This window comes from Peribacillus kribbensis DSM 17871, assembly GCF_000430765.1.
In the GTDB taxonomy this organism is placed as follows: Bacteria; Bacillota; Bacilli; order Bacillales; family DSM-1321; genus Paraperibacillus; species Paraperibacillus kribbensis.
Genome location: NZ_KE387245.1, coordinates 1 through 24,098, shown reverse-complemented (window position 1 = coordinate 24,098; position 24,098 = coordinate 1). Strand labels below are relative to the sequence as shown.

The following is a 24,098-nucleotide window of genomic DNA, read 5'->3' as shown; positions in this document are numbered from 1 at the left end:
CTATTTTTAGATAAGGAGAGATAAAGGAAGAGTTATATTACAAAATGGTTACTAATATTACAAAAGAGTTGTTTGCTGATTACAGACCACATTGTATAACACTTCCAGAAGGCTATTCCTGCTTGCCGGGGTCCTTGTCATATCTTACTATTTAAAATGAAATTCCAGCCATGAGTCAGTCTTTCTTACACCCTGGACATATGAATAGAACCCTGTGCGGAGGGTTTGCAATCAGGGACATTTAACGCTTTCTTAAAAGGATTGTAACAACAGAAGTGGAAGAAACCGGTAAAATTATAGTTGCAATACATCACATCAACACGGTGGAAAGAGGGTAATTATGAAGGAAACCATTGCTGATATGAACGATATTTTGCTGATGCTGGATCAGCTGATATTGGAAGAAAAAAAGTTTAACTGGGAGGATTTCTATTCTGACCGGAACAGGAATGTCCCCTTTTTCCTGAACCATCCTGATGAAAATCTGGTATCTTATTGTAATGATTTTAAGCTCAGCCCTGGCCATGCGCTTGATCTTGGCTGCGGACCAGGCAGAAACGCTGTGTTCCTCGCTGAAGCAGGGTGGCAGGTTACAGCGGCGGATACTTCGGTGAAAGCTCTGGAGTGGGGAAGGGAAAGGGCGCAGGAGCGCGGACTTGCGGTCAACTTTGTTAACCAGAATATTTTCCATGTGGAAGTGGACCCTCATTCATTTGATCTTGTCTATGATTCAGGCTGTTTTCACCATATTCCGCCTCACAGGAGATTGGATTATCTCCAGCTTGTTAATAGGGCAGTGAAGCCTGGAGGATATTTTGCCTTAACCTGCTTTGTCACAGGCGGAGAGCTGGGAGGATCGCCGCAGTCTGATTGGGACGTATACCGGAACCGCAGCTTACAAGGAGGCCTTGGATTTTCTTCTGAAAGGATTCTTGAAATCTTCCATGATTTCAAATGTATAGAGATTAGAAAAATGAAAGACTGCCAGGGAACCGGCCAATTTGGTTCTTCCTCCCTCTGGGCTGCTTTATTTAAGAAGCCTGAACATCTATGATCCTATGAATTTCCCTTCTTCATATTTCGAACATATTAAGAATATAGTATAATTTATTAGATGAAGGAAGAAGGAGAGATTAGATGCATAAAGAGTTTTTCATACATAATAGACAGGAACTATACAAAAATCTGCAGGCAGATTCTTTACTGATTCTATTTGCAGGCAAAGCTCCCCAGAAATCGGCGGATGAGGATTATTTATTTGTACCGAACCGGCATTTCTATTATCTCACCGGGATTGATGAGCCGGGCATAATCTTTACAGCCAGAAAAACGAAAGACAAAGTAGTAGAGTCCCTTTTCATTGAAAAATCAGATCCTGTTTTAGAGAAGTGGGTAGGCAAAACCATTTCAAGAGAAGAAGCAGAACAAGTATCAGGTGTAGAAAGCGTCCAATATCTGGAGCAATTTGAAGCCTTCCTTTCCCGGACATTGTTTGCCGCCAATATTTCAACTTTCTATCTGGACATGGAAAGAAGAGAATTGGATACCATTACAACAAAGGCTCAAAGCTTTGCTGCAAAAATGCAATCGAATTATCCGCATATCGCTATTAAGAATGTGTATCCGGAGATCAGCAGGCTGAGGGTTTATAAAAAGCCTGAAGAAGTGGAAAAAATTAAAGAAGCAATCCGGATTACCTGGGAAGGAATTCAGCAGGTGATGACGAATGCGAAGGCTGGCATGAAAGAATATCAGCTGGAAGCTCACTTCGATTTTGTCCTAAAATCCTCCGGAGTCAGGCATCACGCCTTCCGCACCATTGCGGCAAGCGGAAAAAATGGGACGATCCTGCATTATGACCTAAACAACTCGGAAGTCGAAGATGGCTCTCTGGTCCTTTTAGACCTTGGCGCACAATATCAATATTACAACGGAGACATCAGCTATACTTTCCCGGTCAGCGGAACGTTCTCAGAGAAACAGAAAACCTTTTACAATATTGTCCTGAAAGCTTTAAAGGAAACCACAGAGCTGATAAAACCTGGTGTTCCTTTTGCCAGACTCAATGAACATACGAAGAAAGTACTGGCTGAAGGATGCAAAAGAGAAGGATTGATTGAGGACGAAAGTGAAATAAGCCGGTATTATTATCACAGCGTCAGCCATTTCCTCGGACTTGACACCCACGATGTGGGAGATTATACAGATTTAGTCCTGGAGCCTGGGATGGTCATCACAGTTGAGCCTGGTCTATACATTGAAGAAGAAAATATCGGCATTCGAATTGAAGATGATGTTCTGGTCACTGAAAACGGGCATGAGATCCTGTCTAAGGATATCTTCCGCTCCATCGAGGAAATAGAAGCCTTTATGAAAAGATAATAGCCTTTTTTATAGGCCCACAAGTAACCCTCCATTTTGACTTGGAGGGTTATTTTGTTCCCCGTTATATCTTCTCAGACAAGTATGTACCGCTTTAAGCAAATAGTTCCCGTACCATTAACATATCTGCAAACCTTTTAAAACGGAGGACTTCAACAGTTCTAAGAGGCCATATGAAAGGCTGTCCAAAACGGACAGCCTTTCTCTTCATTCTTATACCCCAGTACCATTCTAAATGGGAGGATAATACGCCTGGTAACGGGGATTGCTGTAAAAAGGCGGCCGGGTACCGATTAGGGGAAGCCGGAATGGCTGCGGGTTTTTATCGTATATTACATCCACCTTTTCGCTGGAAGAGTTTAACAGCAGATATTTCACATCCTGTGAAAAATAAAGCTCCTTCATAGTCAGCCTCCAATCTTAAAACTTATATATTTTATTCCTGCATTCAGGAGCATGTGCCCAATCTTTATCCTTAAACTAGGCACCTCTAAGCCCAATTCTCATATGGTACCTTATACATCTATTCAGGAGGTATGCATAAATGGTGCAGAATAATGATCAGCAGGGATATCCCCGCTACCCAAATTACGGAAAAATCACAGAATTCAAGGATGTGCCGCTTACAGTTCCCGAGCAGAGGCAGTTCCGTCAGCCAGGCCAAGAAAAGCTGATGGTGCCCCAGCCAATCATCGAAAATCCAAACTACCAAGGGACTGGTAAGCTAAAAGGAAAAACAGTCTTAATCACCGGTGGGGACAGTGGAATGGGCGCCGCAGCAGCCATAGCCTTCGCTAAAGAGGGAGCGGATACTGCGATCGCATATCTGGATGAACATGAAGATGCAGAACGGACCAAAAAAAGGATTGAAGAACTTGGCCGGCGCTGCTTGTTATTGCCTGGTGATTTAAGAGAAAAACAACAATGCATCCTCATTGTCGAAAAAACCATTGAAACCTTTGGAGCCCTGGATGTCCTTTGCAATCATGTCGGCATTCAGTTTCAGCAGCTAAGCTTACTGGATATCAGTGATGAACAATTCGATAATACCTTTAAAGTAAATATCTATTCCCATTTTTATACAACAAGGGCCGCACTGCCGCACTTGAAGGCCGGCAGTTCCATCATCAATACAGCGTCTGTCGTTACCTTCGCAGGGAACAAAGAACTGATCGACTATACAGCAACCAAAGGCGCCAATATAGGCTTCACAAGAGCCCTTGCCAGAAATCTTGCTGACAAAGGAATCCGGGTCAACGCCATTGCCCCTGGAAGGGTGTGGACGCCTCTCATTCCTTCCAGCTTTTCAGCTGATACCGTCCCGCTAGTAGACAATCTTATGGAGAGGCAGGCACAGCCTTTCGAGCTGGCGCCCGCATTCGTTTTTTTAGCTTCCGATGACTCGCGCTATATCACAGGCCAGACCATCCATGTGAACGGGGGAGAATGGTTTTCTTAATAGTAGATGGTGCAGGCTGCTATGGGCTGGCTGGGATTCGGTGAACGACAATTTTTCTGGAGCGATGCCTTGATTTGTCCTTCATATAGGGGATGAAGGACATTTCTTCTGGATCCAGGCTTTATTTTGTCCTTCATGAAGGGGATGAAGGACTTCTCTTCTGGAACCCGGCTTTGTTTTGTCCTTCATCTCGGAAAAGAACAACATTTCTTCCGGATATAGGCTGTTGCTATTGTTCATTTGAGCATTCCCATTTTGCGTGATGTTTTCTCACTTTGATAGAAGGGGGAATGCCTGAGCCGCTCAGTATAAAAAGCAGGCTTCAAAAAAACTAGTATGATAAGATATTGATAATTTATATCTGACAATCAAGAAAATGTGTTAAAAATCTATATTCATACATAGAAAGAAAGGGACAGGCTGAAAAGGAGGATCCTTCATGTTTACTAAACCTGTAAGTCATTATTATATATCTACAGACAAAAAGCTTATTGATTTTGATAAGGTCTACAAATTCCTAAAGAATGAATCGTATTGGGCCGCGGATGTGACAAGGGAAAGAGTGGCAGTCTCCATTGAGAACTCTATATGCTTTGGAGTCTATGAGAAGGGAACAGACAGATTGGCCGGATTCGCCAGGGTCATCACCGATTCTGCAACTTTTGCCTATCTTTGTGATCTTTTTGTGCTCCCTGAAGACCGCGGTAATGGGCTTTCAAAATTTCTTGTAAAAACCATTGTCACTCATAAGGATTTCAGCAGTGTCAGAAGGATCCTGCTGGCAACGAAAGATGCCCAGACCTTGTATTCGCGATTTGGGTTTGTTGATTTAGATTCTGGCAGCCGGTTTATGCAGCTGCAAAAAACGAAATAATAAAAAGGGAACTATACAGAAAGACAGGAAACCGGCTTTCTGTATAGCTCCTTTTAAATAAGAGAATGGTCCTTAATGGAGTAATCAGCAAAAATAAAATAAGAGGTGATTTTCCGGACAGATATAAATCGAGGTCTTTTGGGAAGTTTTCCGGTTAAGCAAACAAATTCTTCCATGTTCTGGTTCGGCTGACTTTTTCATGCAGGATGCATCCGATCGGATATAGAGGGAAAAATTCCCCTTAATTCATCAAGATGGGGAAAAAGGGCTTAGATAGAGGGAGAAATTCCCTTTAGTGAATTAAAAAATCCAAAAATAGGCTAATTTTATTCCCTTAACGGTAAAAACTCCCTTTATTCTTCTCGAAACGAGATCCATTTTTGATATAACGGGAAAATCTCCCCTTATTTTGGTTCCTGAATAAGACAAGACCCCGAAAATTCAAAAGGCGCTGGTTGTAAACTGACCAGAGCAATAGGGCAAAATAAAGCAGGCGGAGATAAACATATTGTTTTCTCCGCCTGCTTATTTTAGGGGCTTATTGGACAGCCCCTTTTATTTGCGAGCGTAGATCAGTTTTTCTTTCTGTTCCACGACTTTTCCGATGATGGCGGCAAAAGAATTGCCTGCCTCTTGCATGTCATCCACATACCTGACAGCTTCATCTTCACTCATACTGATAAGAAGGCCTCCTGAAGTGACAGCATCACAAAGGATCAGCTGATCCGTGCCGGAAAGTTCATTTCCGTATTCGACATCATTCTGAAGCCAGCTGTGATTGGATTTTGATCCTCCAGGAACAACCCCTGCCTCTGCAAGCTCTTCTGTACCTTGCAGCACGGGCACCTGGCTAAGGCTGATTTCAAAGCTGACTCCGCTGCCTCTCGCAATTTCACTGGCATGTCCCATCAGCCCGAATCCTGTTACATCTGTAACTGCATGGGGCTCATAATTCATGAGGAGTTCAGCAGCCGTTTTATTCAGCTCAGCCATGATTTCTGTGACTGTCTTTTCCTGTTCCCGGGATACGGCATTTCTCTTAATACCAGTGGTCATGATCCCGACACCGATAGGCTTGGTGAGTACAAGAACATCACCAGCCTTCGCCCCAACGTTCTTCCAGAATTTTTCGGGATGGACAAATCCTGTCACAGAAAGCCCGAATTTCGGCTCCTGGTCATCAATGGAATGCCCGCCAATCGTGGTAGCTCCCGCTTCTTTCACTTTATCGGCAGCTCCGCGCAATATATCTGACAGCATATCACCGCCAAGCTTTTTGATCGGGTAGCCGACGATATTCATGACCGTCTTCGGCACACCGCCCATTGCGTATACATCACTCAATGAATTGGCAGCGGCAATCTGGCCAAACATGTATGGGTCATCCACGATCGGTGTAAAATAATCCACCGTCTGGATCAGCGCAATTTCATCTGTTATCTTGTAAACGCCGGCATCATCTGATGTCTCATGGCCGACAAGCACTTCCGGAATACGTTCCTGCTTTGGTAAACGGCGCAAAACTTGCGCCAGGTCCTCTGGACCAATTTTGCAGCCTCAGCCAGCTTTTGTAGAAAGGGCTGTAAGCCTGATTTTTTCATGCTCTGACATCCATTGCACCTCCAATTCAAACATTTCTTATAGATTATACTATGTACGAAGACAAATACCAAAAAAATAGCATGTCTTCTTTCTATCTCAAATTATAGGCCTCCATACTTAGAATGAAGGCCATATTTTTATAATCGCCTGGTTATCTATTTCTTTCTTTTTAAAAATTCTAGCTGCAAACCGTACCGATCGTGCTGCCTTGTTTTTTAATTGTCAACTTATCGTGAAATTGGGTATGATAGTGAAATACAGAAGTAAAAACGGGGGTGCAAGCAGATGGCATTTGAGGTAAAAGTAGAATTCTGCATGATGTGAAATTACTCACCAAAAGCTGCGAGTCTCGCAGAAGACCTTTTTAGCCATTTCAGGGGTAATATTACAAAGTTAGAGTTAGTGCCAAGTTCAGGAGGAATCTTTGAAGTCACGGTCAACGGACAGCTTCTTTATTCCAAAAAAGAAACAGGCCGCTTTCCAAGCTCTGATGAAATGATCAGCGTGTTAGAAGAACTAAAGAGCTGATTTTGATAATCATGATAATAAAGGACGGGTGATCGTTTCATCCTGTCCTTCATTATAGAAAAAGTCTTACCGTGCAGTCTATACAAGACAAGCAGCCTTCAAGATCCAACAGGGGCGACTACCTCAACTTTTATCCTGTCGGGATCCTCACAAAAGACTGCATAGTGACCCGGACCGCCGGCATGTGGATGTCTGTCTTCGTACAAAATGGTATATCCTTTTTGCTTAAGCTGATTGGTTATGAAGTCAATTTGTTCCCGGGACTTTGCAGAGAATGCCAGATGATTCAGCCCGGTTTTGGCTCTGTGGAAAGAAGGATCAAGATGTTCCTGTCTCGTTTGAACAAATACAATATACGTAGACCCATATCGTAAACTTACTCCTGCATCCCATTCCTGATACCATTCATACCCCAGCTCCTCCAAAAGCCAGCCCCAGAACTGCTTGGAAGCTGATAAACTGGAAACATTCAATTCGATATGATGGAGCATTCTTTAGTACTTCCCTTCCTAAGTGAATATCCTCACTTCAATAATACTATTTTTTAAAGATGCCTGAATAGGTTTGAATAAGATCGATTCAGGGAAGTATACTTTTCGTTCGAGAATTTCATCCTCCCTAAGAAACTGAATAGAAAGTTCCGCATCTTTTACCGTCAGCTTATATTCTTTGATATCCGCTTCTTCCAGTACCGCTTCCACTAAATATCCATCTGTGGTCTTGTAAAGATCTATGCGGAAAGCCGAGAAATCCAGGTAATTCGTAAAGGGATCGAAAGTTCTCATTTCAAGCCAGGATTCAAAGGAACGGTCAACTTTCATACGATCACTCCTTTTTCATGAATTTATACACGTTATTCCATTTAAAGCATCTATGCTATAATGAATAAAATTTTATGAAACGGAGGCATCTCGTGAATTCGCACGTACGATCCATCCCGCCTGTGCATGAACTGCAGAAGCATGGGAAATTTACAAGACTGATGAGTGAGAGTGGACTAAGTACCGCAACTCTCACAGCATACATAAAAGAAGTACTGCAGGAAATCCGAGGACAGCTTATAAGCGGAAGCTGGACCGGGCATGCACCTGAATCACCGGCTTTTATTCAGGAAATTTTCAGGAGAACAGAACAAAGGATAACAAAACAATATGACTACCGTTTAAAACGTGTGATAAATGCAACAGGAACCCTTCTGCACACCAATTTGGGAAGGGCCAGATTAAGCTCTGCTGCATTGGACCACATGATCAGAATCGCCGGCTCTTATTCGAATCTGGAGTATAATCTGGAAACCGGAAAGAGAGGTTCGCGCCATGAACATATTGAAAAGTGGATCTGTGACCTTACAGGGGCAGAGGCCGCGATGGCTGTCAATAATAATGCTGCAGCCGTATTTTTGATCCTGAGAGCACTCGGGAGGGAACAAGAGGTTATTGTCTCAAGGGGCCAGCTTGTTGAAATAGGAGGGTCCTTCCGGGTATCTTCGATTATGGAGGAAAGCGGGGCGGACCTTGTCGAGGTTGGGACTACAAATAAGACCCGGCTGTCCGATTATGAACATGCTGTTTCCGAACAAACAGCTCTCATCATGAAGGTACATACATCAAATTTTAAAATCATCGGATTCACAGAGTCTGTGTCCACCAAAGAGCTGGCTGGTCTTGCCAGAAAGAAAGAGATCATTTTCTACGAAGATCTGGGAAGCGGAGTCCTTTTTGATCTTGAACAGCAGGGAATAGGGGATGAGCCTCTTGTCACAAAAGTGCTGGAAGATGGAGCCGATCTGGTTTCCTTCAGCGGAGATAAGCTTCTGGGAGGACCGCAGGCAGGAATCATTGCAGGCAAAAAAATGTATATTGATCAGTTAAAAAAGCATCAGCTGGCGCGGGTATTGAGACTGGATAAAATGACTCTTGCCGCATTGGAAGCGACCCTGGTGGATTACTTAAAGGGAAACGCAGATAAAAAAAATCCTCTGCTGACGGATTTATTGACAGAAGGGGAAGAATTAAGGAAAAGAGCAGATAATCTGACAAGCCGTTTACAAGAAGCCGGGTATAGCTGTGTGATCCTCAAGGAAGCCAGTGCTATTGGAGGAGGGACAATGCCGGGAGTTGAAATCGAGACATTTGCAGCTGCGATAAGACACCCATCGCATTCTGCCGATGAACTCCATTTAAAGTTAAGGCTGAGCGATCCTCCTATTATTGCCAGGATAAAACAGGATAAGCTGCTGATGGATGTGAGAACCATGGACCAGCAGGATATCGAGCAGGCCGTTCAAACCTTGAAATCCTTCATCTGAGGTTTTGAATTAGCTCAGTGATCAGGAGAAGCGTATGATCTTCCAGTACTGATCAGGGATTTTCCGAATGATATCACGGACTGTAAGTGTAGTACTAATGTTCTTTATTGGACTTCCCTTATTTAATTTTTATATAATGGGGTGGGAAAATTATTGGACAGAACGAAAGGAACAATTACATGGATCAAAAACCAAAAATCAATGTAGATGGACTTCAATTTGAATGGAATACCAAGAAGGGACAGTTTTTATTTGAAGGGCAGGATGCCGTGCTTTTTTGGATCGATACGGCCATGAAAACCTTTTTTGATACGATTGAAGAAATTTCAGGCGAGGAAGCTTCGACATTAGTTTTTGAAGCAACTGGTTTCCGTCAAGGACTGGTAGTGGGTGAATACTTCAGAGGGATAAAAAACGTAAATATATCCCAAGCGGCCGATTTAATCACGAACACATATGCTTCTGCCGGATGGGGAAAAACAATCGTTAAAGAGTTGAATACGGAAGCTAAAACACTGCTTGTTGAGCTGACTGACAGCTGGGAGCATAAAATTAACCTGGCTCAAAATAAAAAACTTGGGGGAAACTTTCTCCCAGCCCATTACGCCGGAATCTTTACCGGACTATTTGACACGAACATTTGGTATAAAGTCATCCAGCATCAGATTGAGGGCCATGACTGCACAATTGTAGAGTATTTTCCTTCAGAAGTTACCGTATCGCAAAACATTCATGAACTGTCAAGAAAAAGAGAATCGGAACACATCAGACAGCTCGAAATTCTTGTGGATGAGAAGACAAGGGAACTGAATGATCTGGTCAAAAAATTATCCTCTCCAATTATACCTGTACTCGATGGAGTTGTAGTCGTACCTCTTCTTGGACAATATGATGAGGAGCGATCAGAGGAACTGATTGTTAAAACACTGAATAATCTCCCGCCTTATCAAGCGAAATACCTTGTACTGGATCTAACAGGTCTTGATAGAGATATCACCCATCATACCGCAAGCCTTATTGAAAAGCTGGGATCAGCCGCAAGATTGATTGGAACGGAAACCATCCTTGTTGGCATCTCCGCAGAGCTGGGAATGATCATTTCACAGACCGATATACAGCTCTCCAAATTCGAATGCTTCCAGACCCTCCAGCATGGAATCTACTATGCACTAGGCCAAATGGGAAAAAGTATCGTTTAAATAAAAAAACTTACAGAGGAGAACTTTGTAAGTTTTTTTGTGATTCAGCATAAATACTTAACAAATCGTTCAATTGAGGTATAATATTATCTGTAAAACTGTCGCTTTTATGGGGACAGACCAGAGAACGGTGTATTCTTTTTATACATTATGTTTATTTAAAGATTGAAAGAGAGTGGAAAAAATATGGGCCGCAAATGGAATAATATCAAAGAAAAAAAAGCATCCAAAGATGCAAATACAAGCAGGGTTTATGCGAAGTTTGGCCGGGAAATCTATGTGGCTGCCAAGCAGGGCGAGCCAAATCCTGAATCAAATCAGGCTTTAAGGATCGTGCTGGAACGCGCTAAAACGTACAGTGTGCCTAAAACCATCATTGACCGTGCCATCGAAAAAGCAAAGGGCGGATCCGAGGAAAGTTATGATGAACTTCGCTATGAAGGCTTCGGTCCAAATGGATCAATGGTGATTGTCGATGCCCTGACCAACAATGTAAACCGCACAGCATCCGATGTACGTGCGGCATTCGGTAAAAATGGCGGGAACATGGGTGTCTCAGGTTCTGTTTCTTATATGTTTGATGCTACAGCTGTTATCGGTGTGGCCGATAAAAATGCTGAAGAAGCATTAGAACTTCTTATGGAAGCAGATGTAGATGTCAGAGATATTATAGATGAAGATGATTCAGTGATCGTCTACGCTGAACCTGATCAGTTCCACGCAGTACAGGAAGCTTTTAAAAATGCAGGTGTGACTGAATTTACAGTTGCGGAATTAACCATGCTTGCCCAGAACGATATTACACTTCCAGAGGATGCACAGGCACAATTCGAAAAAATGATTGATGCGATTGAAGATCTGGAGGATGTCCGCCAGGTTTATCACAATGTCGATTTAGGTGAATAATAAATAAAACCTCATCTCCTGCTGGCATCCAGACAGGAGATGAGTGTTTTTACAAGAGTTAGTATATACTTCTAAAAGAAGAAAATTTACAGCATGCAGGTGATATAAGATGATCGCAAAAACAGAGGCAGATATTAATGCATTAAAAGAAATAGGCCGGATTGTCGCTTCTATCAGGGAGGAACTTGTCAACAGAACAGTCCCTGGAATTACAACCAAGGAACTCGATGAGATAGCCGGAAAAATGTTCAGCGAAGAAGGTGCGGTTTCAGCCCCGATGGGAGAATATGATTTCCCAGGTTATTCCTGCATCAGTGTGAATGAAGAGGTGGCTCACGGGATTCCTGGCAGCAGGGTGATCCAGGAGGGCGACCTTGTCAATATTGATGTATCCGGCTCTAAAAACGGCTACTTTGCTGACACAGGCATATCCATTGTCGTTGGAGAGGGGGAAGAATTAAAGAAAAAAGTCTGCCAAACCGCGGTAGAAGCTTTTGAAGCTGGCCTGAAGAATATAAAGCCTGGCTCAAAAAAAAGCCGGCTTGGCAAGGCTGTATATCAGACTGCCAGAAAAAATGGGCTTACCGTCATCATGAATTTAACAGGTCATGGAATTGGCAGAACCATTCATGAAGAGCCTTCCCACATCTATAATTATAATGAACTTGTGGATGATGAGCTTTTAAAAGAAGGAATGGTCATTGCATTTGAACCTTTCATCTCATCCGAAGAGGAAGAAGTGTTCAATCCTGAAGGAGACGACTGGACCTTTGTTACGAAACGCAGTTATGTCGCACAATGTGAACATACCATCATTGTCTCAAAAAACGGTCCGATCATTATCACAAGATAATACGTTATGGAAGAAAGGCGTTCAGATTTTTTTCTGTACGCCTTTACATTTTTTAGATATATTTTGTCCTAAAGGTTTAGCATTTTCCATCAGATTCCTCCATTCGATTCAGGTTCCTTCCTAAAAGCCCTTCCAGCAGTCAGGGAATATCGCAAACACCTAACCACACACCTTTTCCTCAAAAAAATACCCCTGAATGATTTGACATCAAAAGGTATTTTAATATAAAATTGGCTTTTATGCTAAATATTTCGGGCCATTGGACGATATTATAATAGAATCACATGTAAAAGGGGATAAAGGAATGCTAGTTTTAAAATATTATTTCTTGTCGGATATAGAGCGCTTCAACATGGAAAGGGAAATCCTTGAAAGTTCTAATAGGTTTATGGAAGAAGATTTATATAACCTCGATGACCGGGAATTAAAAGACCTGCACTCCCAGCAGGCTCGAGTTCTTGAGTTCGTATAATACATTGGTAAAAAAGCTGTCTCAAGGAAATCATACTCTTCCTGCAGAATATATCTGCAGGAGGGTCTGAATTCCTTTATATGAGACAGTTTTTTTATTTAAAAAATTTCACAAATTATTCGAAAGCCCTGATGAAGGAGTCAGGAGTTTCAATTTTAAATTACATAATGCCTTTTTTGGAACGTACCGATTCTTCAAAGGAAGAGCGGGTTCCTCCAAGGGGGAGCCGGTTTAAACGATGGCATTGCGGCCATGCAAATCATAAAGGAGGCCGCACAATCAGTTGAAACCGGTGGAACCGTCACAGTAGCCGATATTAGAGAAGGGGCTTTGTAAAAAAAGGTATTCATACTCTCTTATGAATTCTTTTAAATTTGTGCTAGGAGTATCGAAGTTTGGGTAAATAGCATAAGAAGAGAATTTGGCCGAAGAGGGGGAGAGTGAATGAGTATGAGGGTACTCACCTGCCCCGAACCAGGACTTAACTTTCAGCCTGAAACGTATGCCGACACTACCGGAAAGTGGATTTGTCATTTATAGAATAAGACGGGCAGCCAAAAGAACGTAACATTTTTGAGAAAGGCACTGAATTGGGTCTCTCTCTTCTTAAATGACTACTCAGAAATAAAACATACTTCCCCTGATAATAAAATTACCTACTTTCCTTAAAATCAGAATATAATAGAAGCGATAAGAAGTATGTGCAGGGAGCTGCAGTTACAAAAAGGCTGGATCGTTTAAAATAGGAAGCACCTCTCTAATGTGAAAAAAAGTATGTTCCATAACATGTCTGGTATCCAGGCGGCTTTTAAATGAGCGGCGCACAGAAAGAACAGCCCACTTCCCGTTTTTGCCAGCAAGTAAATTCTTTACATCCTGCCCTATTTGCTTCACATTAAAAAAGAGAAGTATAAAAATATAAAGAGTTTACTTCCTATAAAATGTCACAACACACAGGTGAAAAACCATGAACGAATTAATCAAAGGCATTCTAGAAGAACTTTTAACTGCTATAGAAATCCTATTGATCCTAAGCAGTCCATTTCTCATTTATTTTGCCTTTAATCGAAAAGAGCTAAAAAAGAAAAAATAAAACCGCTTTTCCTCTGTCTCCATGATCGATGAAAATCGATTTGCACTAAAATACTGCCTGAGAAATAAAATGTCAGTAATAAATCCTCGTTCTTTTACCAATAATAAGTAAAAAGAGGTGAGTGCGATGGGTCTATTCAGCGCGATATCCGCATGGACAACAGCAAGGCAGGCAAAATTTCTCTCTTCGATGGAAGAAAACGGTACCTGCCCGGACTGCAGGGGCAGAGGCTTTAACCCGTATGGTGCCCACGAGTTTTACTATGCAAATATGTACGAATGCCCCGGCTGTAACGGCACAGGACTATTTTCTGACTGGTCCGAAAGCGAATAAAGAAGAAAAGGCTGCCTCTAAAATTGGGCCCCCGCTAACCGCGCTGTATAGTGGTTGACTGGTTCCTTCATATAGGCAGCCCCTTAAGCATACTATCCGGTTACCTGCACGGATGCTCCGATTCCATCCTTTTCTGTAAAGGACAGATCGATGAAAAGTCGTTCCGGAATAAAACTATGATATTCCTGGAGATAGACAGCAATGGAATCAATCATTTCCTGTTCGGAGATTGAACGGCTCCCGCCAGGAGTTGTCACCATCGCTGAAAAACCAAACCCCTCCTGATATTGCAGATTGACCCGAACGCTCTCCGGGCCAATTGCCTCCTGCATGGAAACATATACACATATACTGTCTGCGATGTCTTGTTCACTTAATAGCAGTATCATACCATTCTCCTTAGTACCTTCTGTTTCTTGAGAAAATTCCCCTGATTAATCGAATAACCACAAAAATAAGTACGAAATCAATTATGAGTCCCCAGAAAGAAAACCCATAGGATCCGAATCCATTCATTCCATAATAGCTTCCTCCGAAAGGATGCAGCATATGTCCAAATAATGCTCCTGCTCCAAAAGCGGCAGCATGTGAAAATAACCCTCCGGTCCTAGATGACTGCTGGGTCTGAGACCTGGAAGTATTTCCTCGGGTTATGTGATTCGATGGACTTTTATAACCCGAGTTGTAATTTCCGTTATATGGAGTACGGCTTCTGGATGGATACGTTACTGACGGGCTGTGCCCTGAATAGCTCCGGCTGGATGATTTTCCTCCACTGAAGCTCTTCGCTCCGGCCATGTCCGGGATCGCCAGCGCAAAAATGATCAAAAGAAGGATTGGCAGTCTCTTCACTCAGTGTCTCTCCCTTCCTGTATATAGGATTCTTTACCCAATCATAGGACAGTTATTCCTGGTTTTGGATTTGGCGCTGGTCCCTATCCCTGGTAGCTATAAAAAGAAACTCAGTGTATCATTGTAGTAATTATGAGTTTCGTAAACCTGGAAAGGACTGGATGATAATGATTTCATTTTTAGTTGCAATGGATAAAAACAGGGTAATAGGTGCAGAAAATCAGCTTCCGTGGCATCTTCCAGCCGATTTGAAGTACTTTAAGGAAGTGACGATGGGACATGCCATTATTATGGGAAGAAAAACTCATGATTCGATCGGGAAGCCTCTGCCGGGGAGAGAGAATATCGTCCTTACCAGACAGAGAGATTATCAGGCAGAGGGATGTAGAATCATTCACGATGCGGCAGATGTAAAGAAGTTAAGGAATGTGCCCGAGGAGCATTTCGTGATTGGCGGGGCAGAAATTTTTTCACTTCTGTTTCCAGAAGCAGACCGGCTGTATATCACAGAAATAGAGGACGAATTCCGAGGGGATACCTATTTTCCGGAAATGGATGAGAAGGGGTGGACCCTTGTTTCCAGAGAAAAAGGCCCCAAGGATGAAAAAAATCCCTATGATTATTATTTTTGCGTATACGAACGAAAATCCCTAAATCAAGATAAATAAAAACACTGCCTCCAAAGAGTCATACCACTTTCCGAATTGCTTCAGTGGGTGGTCAGATTCCTATGAGGCAGTGTTTTTATCTGCAAGCCATTATGGGAGTAAATAAATATTGCTGTGCGGCGGATCTTCAAGGACGGATCTTTGAAGTCGTCCTTCCTCCACAATCTCCTCGAGATACTTCTCAATATCCCTTACAGGCAATTCCAAGATATCCGCCACTTTTACAGTTGAGATAGCCATGTATTTTGGTTTTTTTGATGAGGACATAATCATTGATTGAACGAGCTGATAGAGTAATTCCTTTTCCATGGGAAGCTGCACTCCTCTTATCTACTTAATTTTAAGGCTGCAGCCGCTGTCTCGGCCGCATTCATAGCCATTTATAATTACTTTGCCGAAAAAAAAAGAATTGATACATAAAAATTGGTAAATAATCTTAGTAGGTAAATTTTATTCTATGAGTTGGGCTGGAATATTCTTTGAAATTTAAACCCAATGAAATTCAAATGGAGGGAATGCGATGTCAGAATCTTCTTTTTCAATAAAAATCAATGAAAAAGAATTAACAGCACTGCCGGGCCAGACCATCTTGCAGGTTGCACTGTCCCATGATTTGTACATTCCAAGTGTCTGTTACCATCCTAATCTTGGAACCATCCAAACCTGTGATACCTGTTTTGTGCAAAGCAACGGGGAATTAGTCCGGGCCTGTGCGACAAAGGCTGCTCCAGGAATGGAAGTCGACACCCTGTCAGGGACTGTTAAGGATGCACAATACGAGGCTATGTCCAGAATTCTTGAAAATCATGAGCTCTACTGTACGGTTTGTGATAACAACAATGGGAACTGTACCGTACATAATACCGCAGAGTATTTGGAGATTGAACATCAGAAATATCAATTCAGGGCAAAGCCTTATCCTCCTGATCATTCCCATCCATTCTACCGGTATGAACCTGATCAATGTATTCTGTGCGGCCGCTGTGTGGAAGCCTGCCAGGATCTTCAGGTGAATGAAACTTTGACAATCGACTGGAGCAGGGAGAGGCCGAGGGTCATCTGGGATAACGATGTCCCGATCGATGAATCTTCCTGTGTTTCCTGCGGACACTGTGTTAATGTTTGTCCATGTAACGCCTTGATGGAAAAATCAATGCTTGGGGAAGCTGGATTCCTGACCAAGCTTCCCGCTCCAATATTAGAGCCGATGATTGACCTCATTAAAGAAGTGGAGCCAGGCTATAAAGAAATCTTCGCGATTTCAGAAGTAGAGGCTGCCATGAGAACGGCAAGGATCGAACGCACGAAAACAGTATGCACCTATTGCGGCGTGGGCTGCAGCTTCGAGGTCTGGACTAAGGACAGGCAGATATTAAAAATCCAGCCTACAGCTGATGCACCTGTCAACGGTGTCTCTACCTGCGTGAAGGGGAAATGGGGCTGGGACTATGTGAACAGTGAAGAGCGCCTGACCAAACCATTGATCAGGAGAAACGGCGTGTTTGAAGAAGCGACCTGGGATGAGGCATTGAACCTGATTGCAACCAAGCTGACTTCCATAAAAGAAGAGCATGGTGCAGATTCAATCGGCGTGATTGCCTCCTCTAAATGCTCGAATGAAGAGAATTATCTCGCCCAAAAATTCGCCCGCGCTGTAATCGGCACAAATAACGTGGATAACTGTTCCCGTTACTGCCAATCACCCGCCACAGCCGGACTGCTTAGGACTGTGGGGCTCGGGGGAGACTCTGGAACGATGGCGGATATCCAGATATCAGACCTGGTGTTTGTCATCGGCGCAAACCCTGCCGAATCGCATCCTGTCCTTGCTACACGGGTTAAAAGGGCACATAAGCTTCATGGACAAAAACTGATTGTTGCCGATATCCGTGAGCACGAGCTGGCACAGCGCGCAGATTTCCGCCTTCATCCAGTACCGAGCACAGACTTGATCTGGATCTCAGCGGTCACGAAATATATCATAGACCAGGGCTGGCACGACCAGGAGTTCCTCGATAAGAGAGTGGCTGGAGTCGACGATTATATTAAAACTTTGGATAAGTTCACATTAAGCTATGCCGAAGAGATGACCGGGATTTCCCAGGAAGACTTAATCAAGACTGCGACCATGATTCATGAGGCAAATTCGGTATGTATCCTCTGGGCTATGGGAATCACTCAGCATAAAGGGGCAACCGATTCAAGTACGGCGATATCCAATCTGCTGCTCATTACTGGAAATTACGGCCGCCCTGGTACAGGCGCCTATCCTCTCAGGGGACATAATAATGTACAGGGAGCCTGTGATTTCGGAACCATGCCATCCTTCTTCCCGGGATACGAACCGGTTGCAAACTTGGAAGTCCGTGAAAGATACGAAAAAGCTTGGGGAGTATCTCTTCCCACAGATCCTGGAATGGATAATCACCATATGGTAGAGGCAATCGAAAAGGGAAAACTGAAGGCTTTGTACCTGTTCGGTGAGGAAATGGCCTTGGTGGATGCCAATTCAAATTATGTCCAGCATGCGTTTGATGATTTGGATTTCTTCGTGGTCCAGGATATCTTTTTCTCTAAAACCGCGCAATTTGCAGATGTAGTCCTTCCAGCTTCTCCAAGCCTTGAAAAGGATGGAACTTTTGTAAACACAGAAAGAAGAATTCAGCGCTTTTATAAAGTGTTCGATCCGCTGGGTGATTCAAAGCCGGATTGGGAAATATTCGTGGATCTTGCCAATCGGATGGGAGCAGAATGGGATTATAAGCACCCAGGAGAAATTATGGATGAAGCAGCAAGCCTGGCAGTTTTATTCGCAGGCGTCAGCTATGAACGTCTGGAAGGCTTTAACAGTCTGGTATGGCCTGTTCATAAAGACGGAACTGATACACCACTTCTTTATATGGATAAATTTGCCCTGCCAGAGGGTAAGGCGAGACTGTTCCCGGTTGACTGGACACCGCCATATGTACCGAGCGAGGAATATGATCTGCATTTAAATAATGGAAGATTGCTGGAGCATTTTCATGAAGGCAATATGACATACAAGTCAGAAGGACTTACGCATAAGGTTCCTAAGCATTGGTTGGAGGTCTCCCTTGAGCTTGCCGAGGAAAGAAATCTTAAGGATGGGTCGCTTGTTCGTCTGACTTCTCCATACGGCATGGTTAAAGTGCGGACGATTGTTACCGACAGGGTAAAAGGAAAGGAAATTTATCTGTCCATGAACTCAAGGGAGGATGACGGCGGTGTCAACTACCTTACCAGCAGCTACCATGATGCCGTCACACATACTCCTGCCTATAAGGAAATGAGTGTCAAAATGGAAGTACTCGAAACCGATGGAGAACCACCGCTTCCGAAGCATAATCACCGATTTGGAAACCGTGTTCCACAGATTAGTGTAAGAGTAGAAGACAAGTGGCAGCGCCCAGATTTCACTGCCATCCAAGAATTGTTTGGAAGTGGAGGAGAAGAATATGGCCAAAGCAATCCGGCAAATTAATAAGACTGCACCCAATCCGCTGGAGGAACAGAGTCAGGCGCTGGCAGATATTATAAAAACGCTCGCCGATAACCGTGAAGGCATCCTGTCCTTTATGGCCATCCTAAAGAATCTGCAGGAGATTGGCATATTAGATGCCCTGCACGCAATCCTTGAAAAAAGGACAGATGTAGGAGTGATCGCCATGCAGCAGGTCAACCAGCCAGGGATGCATAATACTATACGAAACGCCATTTACCTGTTCAATTTTATGGGGACCATGAAACCCGAGCAGCTTCAATCAATGCTCGGGGGAGTGACAAAGGGCCTTGAGCGGATGGGCGAAAGCATTAAAAATCATGAGCAGCACAGCCTCTGGCAGCTGGGCAAAAGCATCAGAGACCCGGAAATCCGTGCCGCTATGACCACCATGATGGGATTCCTTCATGGAATGGGGGAATCCTTTTCCCAGCATCCTGAACAGGAACTCCATTAAATTTAGGAGGATCGAGAAAGCATGGAAGAACAGAGTGTCATTAAAATCAACAGCACACTGACCAATGAAGACAAAAATAAAATTGTCCTGGCCCTGAACGATGTGTGGGGAGTCTTACGGGCAGATGTTAATATCCTAAGCAGTGAAGCCAGGATCGGCTACGATAAAAACGCCGCTTCCTGCCATGATTTTCAACAGGCCATCCGAGATGCAGGCTATGATATCGCCACCTCAAACAATGACCTGCCAAAATGAAGGAGGATGACTAAATGCTTGTCTGCGAGCTTTGCGGAAAAGAAGAAGAAACTGAATCCGAGGATCGAATCCAGTCCCGCATGCTTCACGTTTGTGAAACCTGCCAGCAGGATCAGAGTGTTAACTATTTTGAGTTGTAGAATATAAAAAAGGTGCCTCCCGGAAAAAAGGAGGCACCTTTTTGGTATAGGAAGAAACAAAGGCTGCAGACATGATCTGCAGCCTTTCATCTTTTTTAAGAGGAAGCATCCAAAAATAAAAGATCCTCAGCTAAGGTACTGAATAATTCACCGACCACTGAATCCTCATCATACAGAGAGGATCCATTATAGGTTTCAAAACTAGTTAAAGGCAGCCGGGCAATCACGTTGGTTTGAAGCTTTGATGCCAGGAGCTCTCCGCCCCCTCTGCCAAACAGATAGCTTCTGGTGCCGTCCTTTTCCTCAAAATATGCCATGTTTTCGATCACACCCAGTATTTCATGCTCTGTATGCCTCGCCATGTAACCGGCTCTGGAGGCAACCGCGGATGCCACACTGTGGGGAGTCGTGACAATGATTTCCTTTGCCTGAGGCAGTATTGCGGCAATATCCATAGCAGCATCTCCAGTTCCTGGAGGCATATCAATCAGGAGATAATCCAACTCACCCCAATTTGTATTCGCTAAAAACTGGACAATCCTCTTTTGGAGCATAGGCCCCCTCCAGACTACGGGACTGTTGTCTTTGACAAAAAGACCCATGGACATGATCTTTACACCATCCCGCTCAACAGGAAAGGCCATCTGGTCTGTAATAAATGGCTTTTCTTCAATATCCATCATGGAAGGTACGCTGAAGCCATAGATATCTGCATCGAGGACTCCTACTTTTTTTCCAGTCCTAGCAAGTGCGGCAGCCAGATTAATGGTTACGGTGGATTTTCCAACGCCGCCTTTCCCGCTGGTTATGGCAATAAAAGTGGTACCTGAATGTTCTCTTAACAACTCTGGGACTCCCTCATTTGGATTATGAAAGATAACCCTGACATTCCCGGCGCCTTCTGCTTTGAGAGCCTTAGTCACCAAATCATGAAGAACAGAGCGGACCATTGGATCGGAGGAAGGGGGAATCAGTTGAAGTTCCGCATCCAGTCCGGATATCGACAATTTTTTCACCAGGTCCCAGATGGGACGGCTTTCGCTGCCTGGAATAGGAATCTGCATCAAGGCAATTTGTATTACATTCTGCGAAATCATACCATCATTCCTTTTTACTTTTTTTCATCATTTTTTCCAACCTGCAAAGCTTTCAGACCTGCTCTGATATACTTCACCAACTTTTCACTTTCATGTTTTATTATTGATATAATGAAAAAGATTTTAACGATTGTAGCAGCCATAATTTCAGAATAGCTGAATGACGATATTTATTTTCCGCAGTACGAATACCTTAAACGATCCAAGATCTCATTAGAGCAATACCAAAAGGAGCAATAAACGATGAATATCTTATTGGCAGAGGACGATATAAAGCTCGGTGAATTGATTGAATTTATGTTAAAAAAGAAATCCGGATATAAAGTGGAATGGGTGAAGGAGGGAGAGGAAGCGTACTATTACAGCATTTCCTCTCATTATGATGTGCTGATCCTGGATTGGATGATGCCGAACGGAAGCGGTGTCGATGTCTGCAAGAGATTGCGCAGGGAGAGATATTCCGGGGCCATTTTAATGCTCACTGCGAGGGATTCGGTAGAGGACCGTATCACAGGCCTCGATTCAGGAGCAGATGATTATTTGGTTAAGCCATTTGAAATCGATGAGCTTCTCGCAAGAATCAGAGCTCTTTCCCGAAGGAATTATGCACCGATTGTCGAGGAAGAAGTGAACTTGCATGATCTGGTATTGAATCGCTCCAGCCAGACGATCAGCTCAGGTGGAACGGAAATCAGCCTGAGTCCGAGGGAATTCCAATTGATTGATCTTTTGATGCAGAATAAAGGACAGGTTTTGCCTCGGGATCTCATCATGGATCGCATTTGGGGATATGACGCGGATGTATCCATGAAGACCATCGATGCAACCGTTAAGCTGCTGCGGAAAAAATTAGACAGTCTTGGCAAACACGAAATTCTGCAGAGCATTAGGGGAGTAGGTTATAAAATTGGGTAAAACAATTTTTCCCTTCTTAGAAAAGGGGAAGCAGAAGGGCAAGCCAGACCTATTTAACCGTACTCAGGGAAGATTGACCTTGGCATACAGCGGCATGCTGATGGTTTTTTTGCTTCTTTTTGTGTTCATCGTGTACGGCATTCTATATGTTGTCATCAACGAAGATCAAGAACGTGAATTGCGTGAGCAGGAAGGGAAGGTGATTGAATCCTATCTGCATAAAACACGGGTAGGCGGCATGGGACGGGGAGGACATGAAAATGCCGGGCTTACAGGCCGGGACCAGTTCTTCTACTATGTGGTTGATGCCAGCGGGGAGGTAGTAATGGGAGCCGAAAGCTTCCCTGGCCTTCGGTCAAAATTTCTACGGCTCCTGGATAATTGGGATGCAAAAAAAGATATTGAAAAGAAATCGATCCAGGTAGACGAAAATGATTGGAATGTACAGGATGACTATAATATGGACGGTCCTGACTTGAAAGTGCCTCACGAAAAACAAAAGGTCCATCTCATGATCGCCTCAAGACCGATTCAATATGAAGGACAGAATATCGGCACTTTATTTGTAGGAAGGGATATTACGGTTGTCCACCAGCTTTTAACATGGATCCTGATTATTCTCGGAGCACTGGCGGTACTTTTCTCAGGAGTTGCTTACTATATCAGCTACATCATGTCCAAAAAGGCGATGGTCCCCATATCAAAGGCTTTCAGCAGACAGCGGGAATTTGTCGCGGATGCTTCCCATGAATTGCGGACACCCCTGAGTGTTATGCAGTCCTCTCTGGATGCCATGGAAATGACGATGGATACTCAAAGGGACGATTTTTCCTATAAACTTTTATTCAGCATGAAAGATGAAGTAAAAAGGATGACCTGCCTGGTTGGCGACCTGCTTACTCTTGCCCGGTCTGATTCTGTTGGCCTTCAGCTAAGGAATGAATCACTGGAGCTAAGGGAGATTTCAGAGAAAGCCATCGATTCCCTGGCCTCGCTGGCTGCTGATAAAGACATAAACCTGAAGCTTGAATCTCCGCCTTCCATACTAATAAACGGCGACCGTGACAGGATTACGCAGCTGATTTATATCTTGCTTGATAACGCCATTAAATACACAGACCATCACGGAGAAGCAGCCTTAAAGCTTGAGAAAACTCCAAACGAGCTGATGATCAAAGTACAGGACAATGGAATCGGGATAAGCCCAGAGGACCAAAAGCAGATCTTCAGCCGTTTCTACAGGGCAGACAAAGCCAGATCAAGAGAAATGGGAAGCCACGGACTCGGTCTGGCCATAGCAAAATGGATTGTGGAAATGCATAAAGGCAGTATAGAAGTAGAAAGCACTCCAGGCGCTGGAAGCACCTTTACAGTTCGGCTGCCGGCAGGAAAGTGAATTTTTTATAGTTTAAACAGATTTTGTCGAAGGACAGGATCTGTTTTTTTGCAGACAAAGAGGATTTGTACTTTAGGGGGTTTTGTCATGGACATATCTTCACCGCCTCGATTCTGTTTTGTCCTTTAGATCACTTGTCACGGACAAATCGTCGGTACCACGACTGGGATTTTGTCCTTTAGGATGCCTATCATGGACCTATCTTTGCCGCCTCGGTCCTGTTTTGTCCTTTAAATCGCTGGTCATGGACGAATCGTCGATACCGTGACTGTGATTTGTCCTTTAGAAGGCCTATCAAGGACAGATCTTTGCTGCCTTCATCCTGTTTTGTCCTTTAGAAGGCGTTTCACGGACAAATCCTTACCGCCTTGGTTCTGTTTTGTCCTTTAGATCGCTGGTCACGGACAGATCGTCGGTACCACGACTGGGATTTTGTCCTTTAGGATGCCTATCATGGACCTATCTTTGCCGCCTCGGTCCTGTTTTGTCCTTTAAATCGCTGGTCATGGACGAATCGTCGATACCGTGACTGTGATTTGTCCTTTAGAAGGCCTATCAAGGACAGATCTTTGCTGCCTTCATCCTGTTTTGTCCTTTAGAAGGCGATTCACGGACAGATCTTTGCTGCCTTAATCCTGTTTTGTCCATTAGATTGCTTATCATGGACGAATCTTTTATATTGATGCCTTGATTTGGATTAAGTCTATATAATTGTGTAAAAAGAAAAAGGGCCACATCAGCCCTCCATGTTACAATGTTTTCAACCACGAGAAACATTCACAGGAGGAT

At 43.6% G+C, this 24,098-nt stretch carries 27 protein-coding genes; 19 read left to right on the top strand and 8 right to left on the bottom strand.

All coding sequences use genetic code 11. From position 1 onward, the window contains the following. Positions 1-340: 340 nt before the first annotated feature. Positions 341-1,054 (top strand): class I SAM-dependent methyltransferase, encoded by a 714-nt coding sequence (locus H539_RS0126600; protein WP_026696057.1) that lies wholly within the window; start codon positions 341-343, stop codon positions 1,052-1,054. An 83-nt stretch (positions 1,055-1,137) separates the two neighbouring features. Then, positions 1,138-2,382 carry an aminopeptidase P family protein gene (locus H539_RS0126595; protein WP_026696056.1) on the top strand — a complete coding sequence of 415 codons (1,245 nt, stop codon included), beginning with the start codon at positions 1,138-1,140 and terminating at the stop codon, positions 2,380-2,382. Positions 2,383-2,613: 231 nt separating this feature from the next. Here the strand turns inward: H539_RS0126595 and H539_RS32500 are convergent, their stop codons facing one another. Continuing rightward, positions 2,614-2,787: a hypothetical protein gene (locus H539_RS32500; protein ID WP_169816049.1), complete on the bottom strand. Its 174-nt coding sequence runs from the start codon at positions 2,785-2,787 to the stop codon at positions 2,614-2,616. A gap of 139 nt (positions 2,788-2,926) precedes the next feature. Here H539_RS32500 and H539_RS0126580 point away from each other — a divergent pair, with 139 nt between their 5' ends. Then, a complete protein-coding gene (locus H539_RS0126580; protein WP_026696055.1) occupies positions 2,927-3,841 on the top strand; it encodes an SDR family oxidoreductase in 915 nt (304 codons plus the stop codon). 439 nt (positions 3,842-4,280) lie between these two features. Next, complete coding sequence (locus tag H539_RS0126570) at positions 4,281-4,715, top strand: GNAT family N-acetyltransferase (RefSeq protein ID WP_026696054.1); 435 nt, start codon at positions 4,281-4,283, stop codon at positions 4,713-4,715. Positions 4,716-5,270: 555 nt separating this feature from the next. Here H539_RS0126570 and selD read toward each other — a convergent pair. Continuing rightward, positions 5,271-6,326: a selenide, water dikinase SelD gene (selD, locus tag H539_RS0126565; RefSeq protein ID WP_081416057.1), complete on the bottom strand. Its 1,056-nt coding sequence runs from the start codon at positions 6,324-6,326 to the stop codon at positions 5,271-5,273. Positions 6,327-6,602: 276 nt separating this feature from the next. Here selD and H539_RS33240 point away from each other — a divergent pair, with 276 nt between their 5' ends. Then, on the top strand, positions 6,603-6,845 hold the full coding sequence (locus H539_RS33240; RefSeq protein WP_483823622.1) for an Rdx family protein: 243 nt from the start codon (positions 6,603-6,605) through the stop codon (positions 6,843-6,845). A gap of 98 nt (positions 6,846-6,943) precedes the next feature. On the opposite strand, the gene H539_RS0126555 is transcribed toward H539_RS33240, so the two are convergent. After that, complete coding sequence (locus tag H539_RS0126555; RefSeq protein WP_026696052.1) at positions 6,944-7,336, bottom strand: VOC family protein; 393 nt, start codon at positions 7,334-7,336, stop codon at positions 6,944-6,946. Positions 7,337-7,354: 18 nt separating this feature from the next. After that, complete coding sequence (locus H539_RS0126550; protein ID WP_026696051.1) at positions 7,355-7,666, bottom strand: Hsp20/alpha crystallin family protein; 312 nt, start codon at positions 7,664-7,666, stop codon at positions 7,355-7,357. A 92-nt stretch (positions 7,667-7,758) separates the two neighbouring features. Between H539_RS0126550 and selA the strand changes: the two genes are divergently transcribed. The 7 genes from selA to H539_RS0126510 all read left to right on the top strand — a co-directional run bounded on the left by selA (position 7,759) and on the right by H539_RS0126510 (position 14,009). Then, positions 7,759-9,153, top strand: a complete 1,395-nt coding sequence (selA, locus tag H539_RS0126545) for an L-seryl-tRNA(Sec) selenium transferase (protein WP_026696050.1) — start codon at positions 7,759-7,761, stop codon at positions 9,151-9,153. A 179-nt stretch (positions 9,154-9,332) separates the two neighbouring features. After that, positions 9,333-10,352 (top strand): STAS domain-containing protein, encoded by a 1,020-nt coding sequence (locus H539_RS0126540; protein WP_026696049.1) that lies wholly within the window; start codon positions 9,333-9,335, stop codon positions 10,350-10,352. A gap of 186 nt (positions 10,353-10,538) precedes the next feature. Further along, positions 10,539-11,258, top strand: a complete 720-nt coding sequence (locus H539_RS0126535) for a YebC/PmpR family DNA-binding transcriptional regulator (protein WP_026696048.1) — start codon at positions 10,539-10,541, stop codon at positions 11,256-11,258. A 109-nt stretch (positions 11,259-11,367) separates the two neighbouring features. Beyond that, positions 11,368-12,111: a type I methionyl aminopeptidase gene (map, locus tag H539_RS0126530; protein ID WP_026696047.1), complete on the top strand. Its 744-nt coding sequence runs from the start codon at positions 11,368-11,370 to the stop codon at positions 12,109-12,111. Positions 12,112-12,415: 304 nt separating this feature from the next. Then, positions 12,416-12,583 (top strand): hypothetical protein, encoded by a 168-nt coding sequence (locus tag H539_RS32495; RefSeq protein ID WP_169816048.1) that lies wholly within the window; start codon positions 12,416-12,418, stop codon positions 12,581-12,583. 967 nt (positions 12,584-13,550) lie between these two features. Then, entirely contained in the window at positions 13,551-13,676 is a 126-nt protein-coding gene (locus tag H539_RS33235) for a hypothetical protein (RefSeq protein WP_281171485.1), read from the top strand. A gap of 126 nt (positions 13,677-13,802) precedes the next feature. Beyond that, the gene (locus H539_RS0126510; RefSeq protein WP_026696045.1) at positions 13,803-14,009 is read left to right on the top strand and encodes a hypothetical protein; all 207 of its coding nucleotides are present in this window, start codon (positions 13,803-13,805) and stop codon (positions 14,007-14,009) included. 92 nt (positions 14,010-14,101) lie between these two features. Here H539_RS0126510 and H539_RS0126505 read toward each other — a convergent pair whose 3' ends face one another. Beyond that, positions 14,102-14,398: a DUF2653 family protein gene (locus H539_RS0126505; protein WP_026696044.1), complete on the bottom strand. Its 297-nt coding sequence runs from the start codon at positions 14,396-14,398 to the stop codon at positions 14,102-14,104. A 10-nt stretch (positions 14,399-14,408) separates the two neighbouring features. Continuing rightward, positions 14,409-14,861, bottom strand: a complete 453-nt coding sequence (locus H539_RS0126500; RefSeq protein ID WP_026696043.1) for a hypothetical protein — start codon at positions 14,859-14,861, stop codon at positions 14,409-14,411. A gap of 164 nt (positions 14,862-15,025) precedes the next feature. Here H539_RS0126500 and H539_RS0126495 point away from each other — a divergent pair, with 164 nt between their 5' ends. Then, positions 15,026-15,529 (top strand): dihydrofolate reductase, encoded by a 504-nt coding sequence (locus H539_RS0126495; RefSeq protein WP_180321076.1) that lies wholly within the window; start codon positions 15,026-15,028, stop codon positions 15,527-15,529. Positions 15,530-15,619: 90 nt separating this feature from the next. Here H539_RS0126495 and H539_RS0126490 read toward each other — a convergent pair whose 3' ends face one another. After that, positions 15,620-15,838 carry a hypothetical protein gene (locus tag H539_RS0126490; RefSeq protein WP_026696041.1) on the bottom strand — a complete coding sequence of 73 codons (219 nt, stop codon included), beginning with the start codon at positions 15,836-15,838 and terminating at the stop codon, positions 15,620-15,622. Between the two features lie 211 nt (positions 15,839-16,049). Between H539_RS0126490 and fdhF the strand changes: the two genes are divergently transcribed. Genes fdhF through H539_RS33230 form a run of 4 tightly spaced genes read left to right on the top strand, consistent with a single transcriptional unit; the run spans position 16,050 to position 19,901 of the window. Continuing rightward, positions 16,050-19,031, top strand: coding sequence for a formate dehydrogenase subunit alpha (gene fdhF, locus H539_RS0126485; RefSeq protein WP_026696040.1), 2,982 nt, complete (start codon positions 16,050-16,052; stop codon positions 19,029-19,031). Next, the gene (locus tag H539_RS0126480; RefSeq protein ID WP_026696039.1) at positions 19,006-19,506 is read left to right on the top strand and encodes a helical membrane plugin domain-containing protein; all 501 of its coding nucleotides are present in this window, start codon (positions 19,006-19,008) and stop codon (positions 19,504-19,506) included. Before fdhF ends, H539_RS0126480 begins: the two co-directional genes overlap by 26 nt. A gap of 21 nt (positions 19,507-19,527) precedes the next feature. Then, entirely contained in the window at positions 19,528-19,761 is a 234-nt protein-coding gene (locus H539_RS0126475) for a heavy-metal-associated domain-containing protein (RefSeq protein ID WP_035324301.1), read from the top strand. Positions 19,762-19,775: 14 nt separating this feature from the next. Continuing rightward, positions 19,776-19,901: a hypothetical protein gene (locus H539_RS33230; protein ID WP_281171484.1), complete on the top strand. Its 126-nt coding sequence runs from the start codon at positions 19,776-19,778 to the stop codon at positions 19,899-19,901. A 95-nt stretch (positions 19,902-19,996) separates the two neighbouring features. Here the strand turns inward: H539_RS33230 and H539_RS29835 are convergent, their stop codons facing one another. Beyond that, positions 19,997-20,998, bottom strand: a complete 1,002-nt coding sequence (locus H539_RS29835) for an Mrp/NBP35 family ATP-binding protein (RefSeq protein WP_026696037.1) — start codon at positions 20,996-20,998, stop codon at positions 19,997-19,999. Between the two features lie 243 nt (positions 20,999-21,241). Between H539_RS29835 and H539_RS0126450 the strand changes: the two genes are divergently transcribed. Together H539_RS0126450 and H539_RS0126445 are read left to right on the top strand one after the other, a co-directional pair. Beyond that, the gene (locus tag H539_RS0126450) at positions 21,242-21,913 is read left to right on the top strand and encodes a response regulator transcription factor (RefSeq protein WP_026696036.1); all 672 of its coding nucleotides are present in this window, start codon (positions 21,242-21,244) and stop codon (positions 21,911-21,913) included. Continuing rightward, positions 21,906-23,309, top strand: a complete 1,404-nt coding sequence (locus H539_RS0126445; protein WP_051348822.1) for a sensor histidine kinase — start codon at positions 21,906-21,908, stop codon at positions 23,307-23,309. Before H539_RS0126450 ends, H539_RS0126445 begins: the two co-directional genes overlap by 8 nt. The last annotated feature ends 789 nt before the right edge of the window (positions 23,310-24,098 follow it).

What these genes read in the sequence shown, in the direction of transcription:
- H539_RS0126600 (WP_026696057.1), top strand. Translation starts at nt 341, where the DNA reads ATGAAGGAAACCATTGCTGATATGAACGATATTTTGCTGATGCTGGAT.
- H539_RS0126595 (WP_026696056.1), top strand. Translation starts at nt 1,138, where the DNA reads ATGCATAAAGAGTTTTTCATACATAATAGACAGGAACTATACAAAAAT.
- H539_RS32500 (WP_169816049.1), bottom strand. Translation starts at nt 2,787, where the DNA reads ATGAAGGAGCTTTATTTTTCACAGGATGTGAAATATCTGCTGTTAAAC.
- H539_RS0126580 (WP_026696055.1), top strand. Translation starts at nt 2,927, where the DNA reads ATGGTGCAGAATAATGATCAGCAGGGATATCCCCGCTACCCAAATTAC.
- H539_RS0126570 (WP_026696054.1), top strand. Translation starts at nt 4,281, where the DNA reads ATGTTTACTAAACCTGTAAGTCATTATTATATATCTACAGACAAAAAG.
- H539_RS0126555 (WP_026696052.1), bottom strand. Translation starts at nt 7,336, where the DNA reads ATGCTCCATCATATCGAATTGAATGTTTCCAGTTTATCAGCTTCCAAG.
- H539_RS0126550 (WP_026696051.1), bottom strand. Translation starts at nt 7,666, where the DNA reads ATGAAAGTTGACCGTTCCTTTGAATCCTGGCTTGAAATGAGAACTTTC.
- H539_RS0126540 (WP_026696049.1), top strand. Translation starts at nt 9,333, where the DNA reads ATGGATCAAAAACCAAAAATCAATGTAGATGGACTTCAATTTGAATGG.
- H539_RS0126535 (WP_026696048.1), top strand. Translation starts at nt 10,539, where the DNA reads ATGGGCCGCAAATGGAATAATATCAAAGAAAAAAAAGCATCCAAAGAT.
- map (WP_026696047.1), top strand. Translation starts at nt 11,368, where the DNA reads ATGATCGCAAAAACAGAGGCAGATATTAATGCATTAAAAGAAATAGGC.
- H539_RS32495 (WP_169816048.1), top strand. Translation starts at nt 12,416, where the DNA reads ATGCTAGTTTTAAAATATTATTTCTTGTCGGATATAGAGCGCTTCAAC.
- H539_RS33235 (WP_281171485.1), top strand. Translation starts at nt 13,551, where the DNA reads ATGAACGAATTAATCAAAGGCATTCTAGAAGAACTTTTAACTGCTATA.
- H539_RS0126510 (WP_026696045.1), top strand. Translation starts at nt 13,803, where the DNA reads ATGGGTCTATTCAGCGCGATATCCGCATGGACAACAGCAAGGCAGGCA.
- H539_RS0126505 (WP_026696044.1), bottom strand. Translation starts at nt 14,398, where the DNA reads ATGATACTGCTATTAAGTGAACAAGACATCGCAGACAGTATATGTGTA.
- H539_RS0126490 (WP_026696041.1), bottom strand. Translation starts at nt 15,838, where the DNA reads ATGGAAAAGGAATTACTCTATCAGCTCGTTCAATCAATGATTATGTCC.
- fdhF (WP_026696040.1), top strand. Translation starts at nt 16,050, where the DNA reads ATGTCAGAATCTTCTTTTTCAATAAAAATCAATGAAAAAGAATTAACA.
- H539_RS0126480 (WP_026696039.1), top strand. Translation starts at nt 19,006, where the DNA reads ATGGCCAAAGCAATCCGGCAAATTAATAAGACTGCACCCAATCCGCTG.
- H539_RS0126475 (WP_035324301.1), top strand. Translation starts at nt 19,528, where the DNA reads ATGGAAGAACAGAGTGTCATTAAAATCAACAGCACACTGACCAATGAA.
- H539_RS33230 (WP_281171484.1), top strand. Translation starts at nt 19,776, where the DNA reads ATGCTTGTCTGCGAGCTTTGCGGAAAAGAAGAAGAAACTGAATCCGAG.
- H539_RS29835 (WP_026696037.1), bottom strand. Translation starts at nt 20,998, where the DNA reads ATGATTTCGCAGAATGTAATACAAATTGCCTTGATGCAGATTCCTATT.
- H539_RS0126450 (WP_026696036.1), top strand. Translation starts at nt 21,242, where the DNA reads ATGAATATCTTATTGGCAGAGGACGATATAAAGCTCGGTGAATTGATT.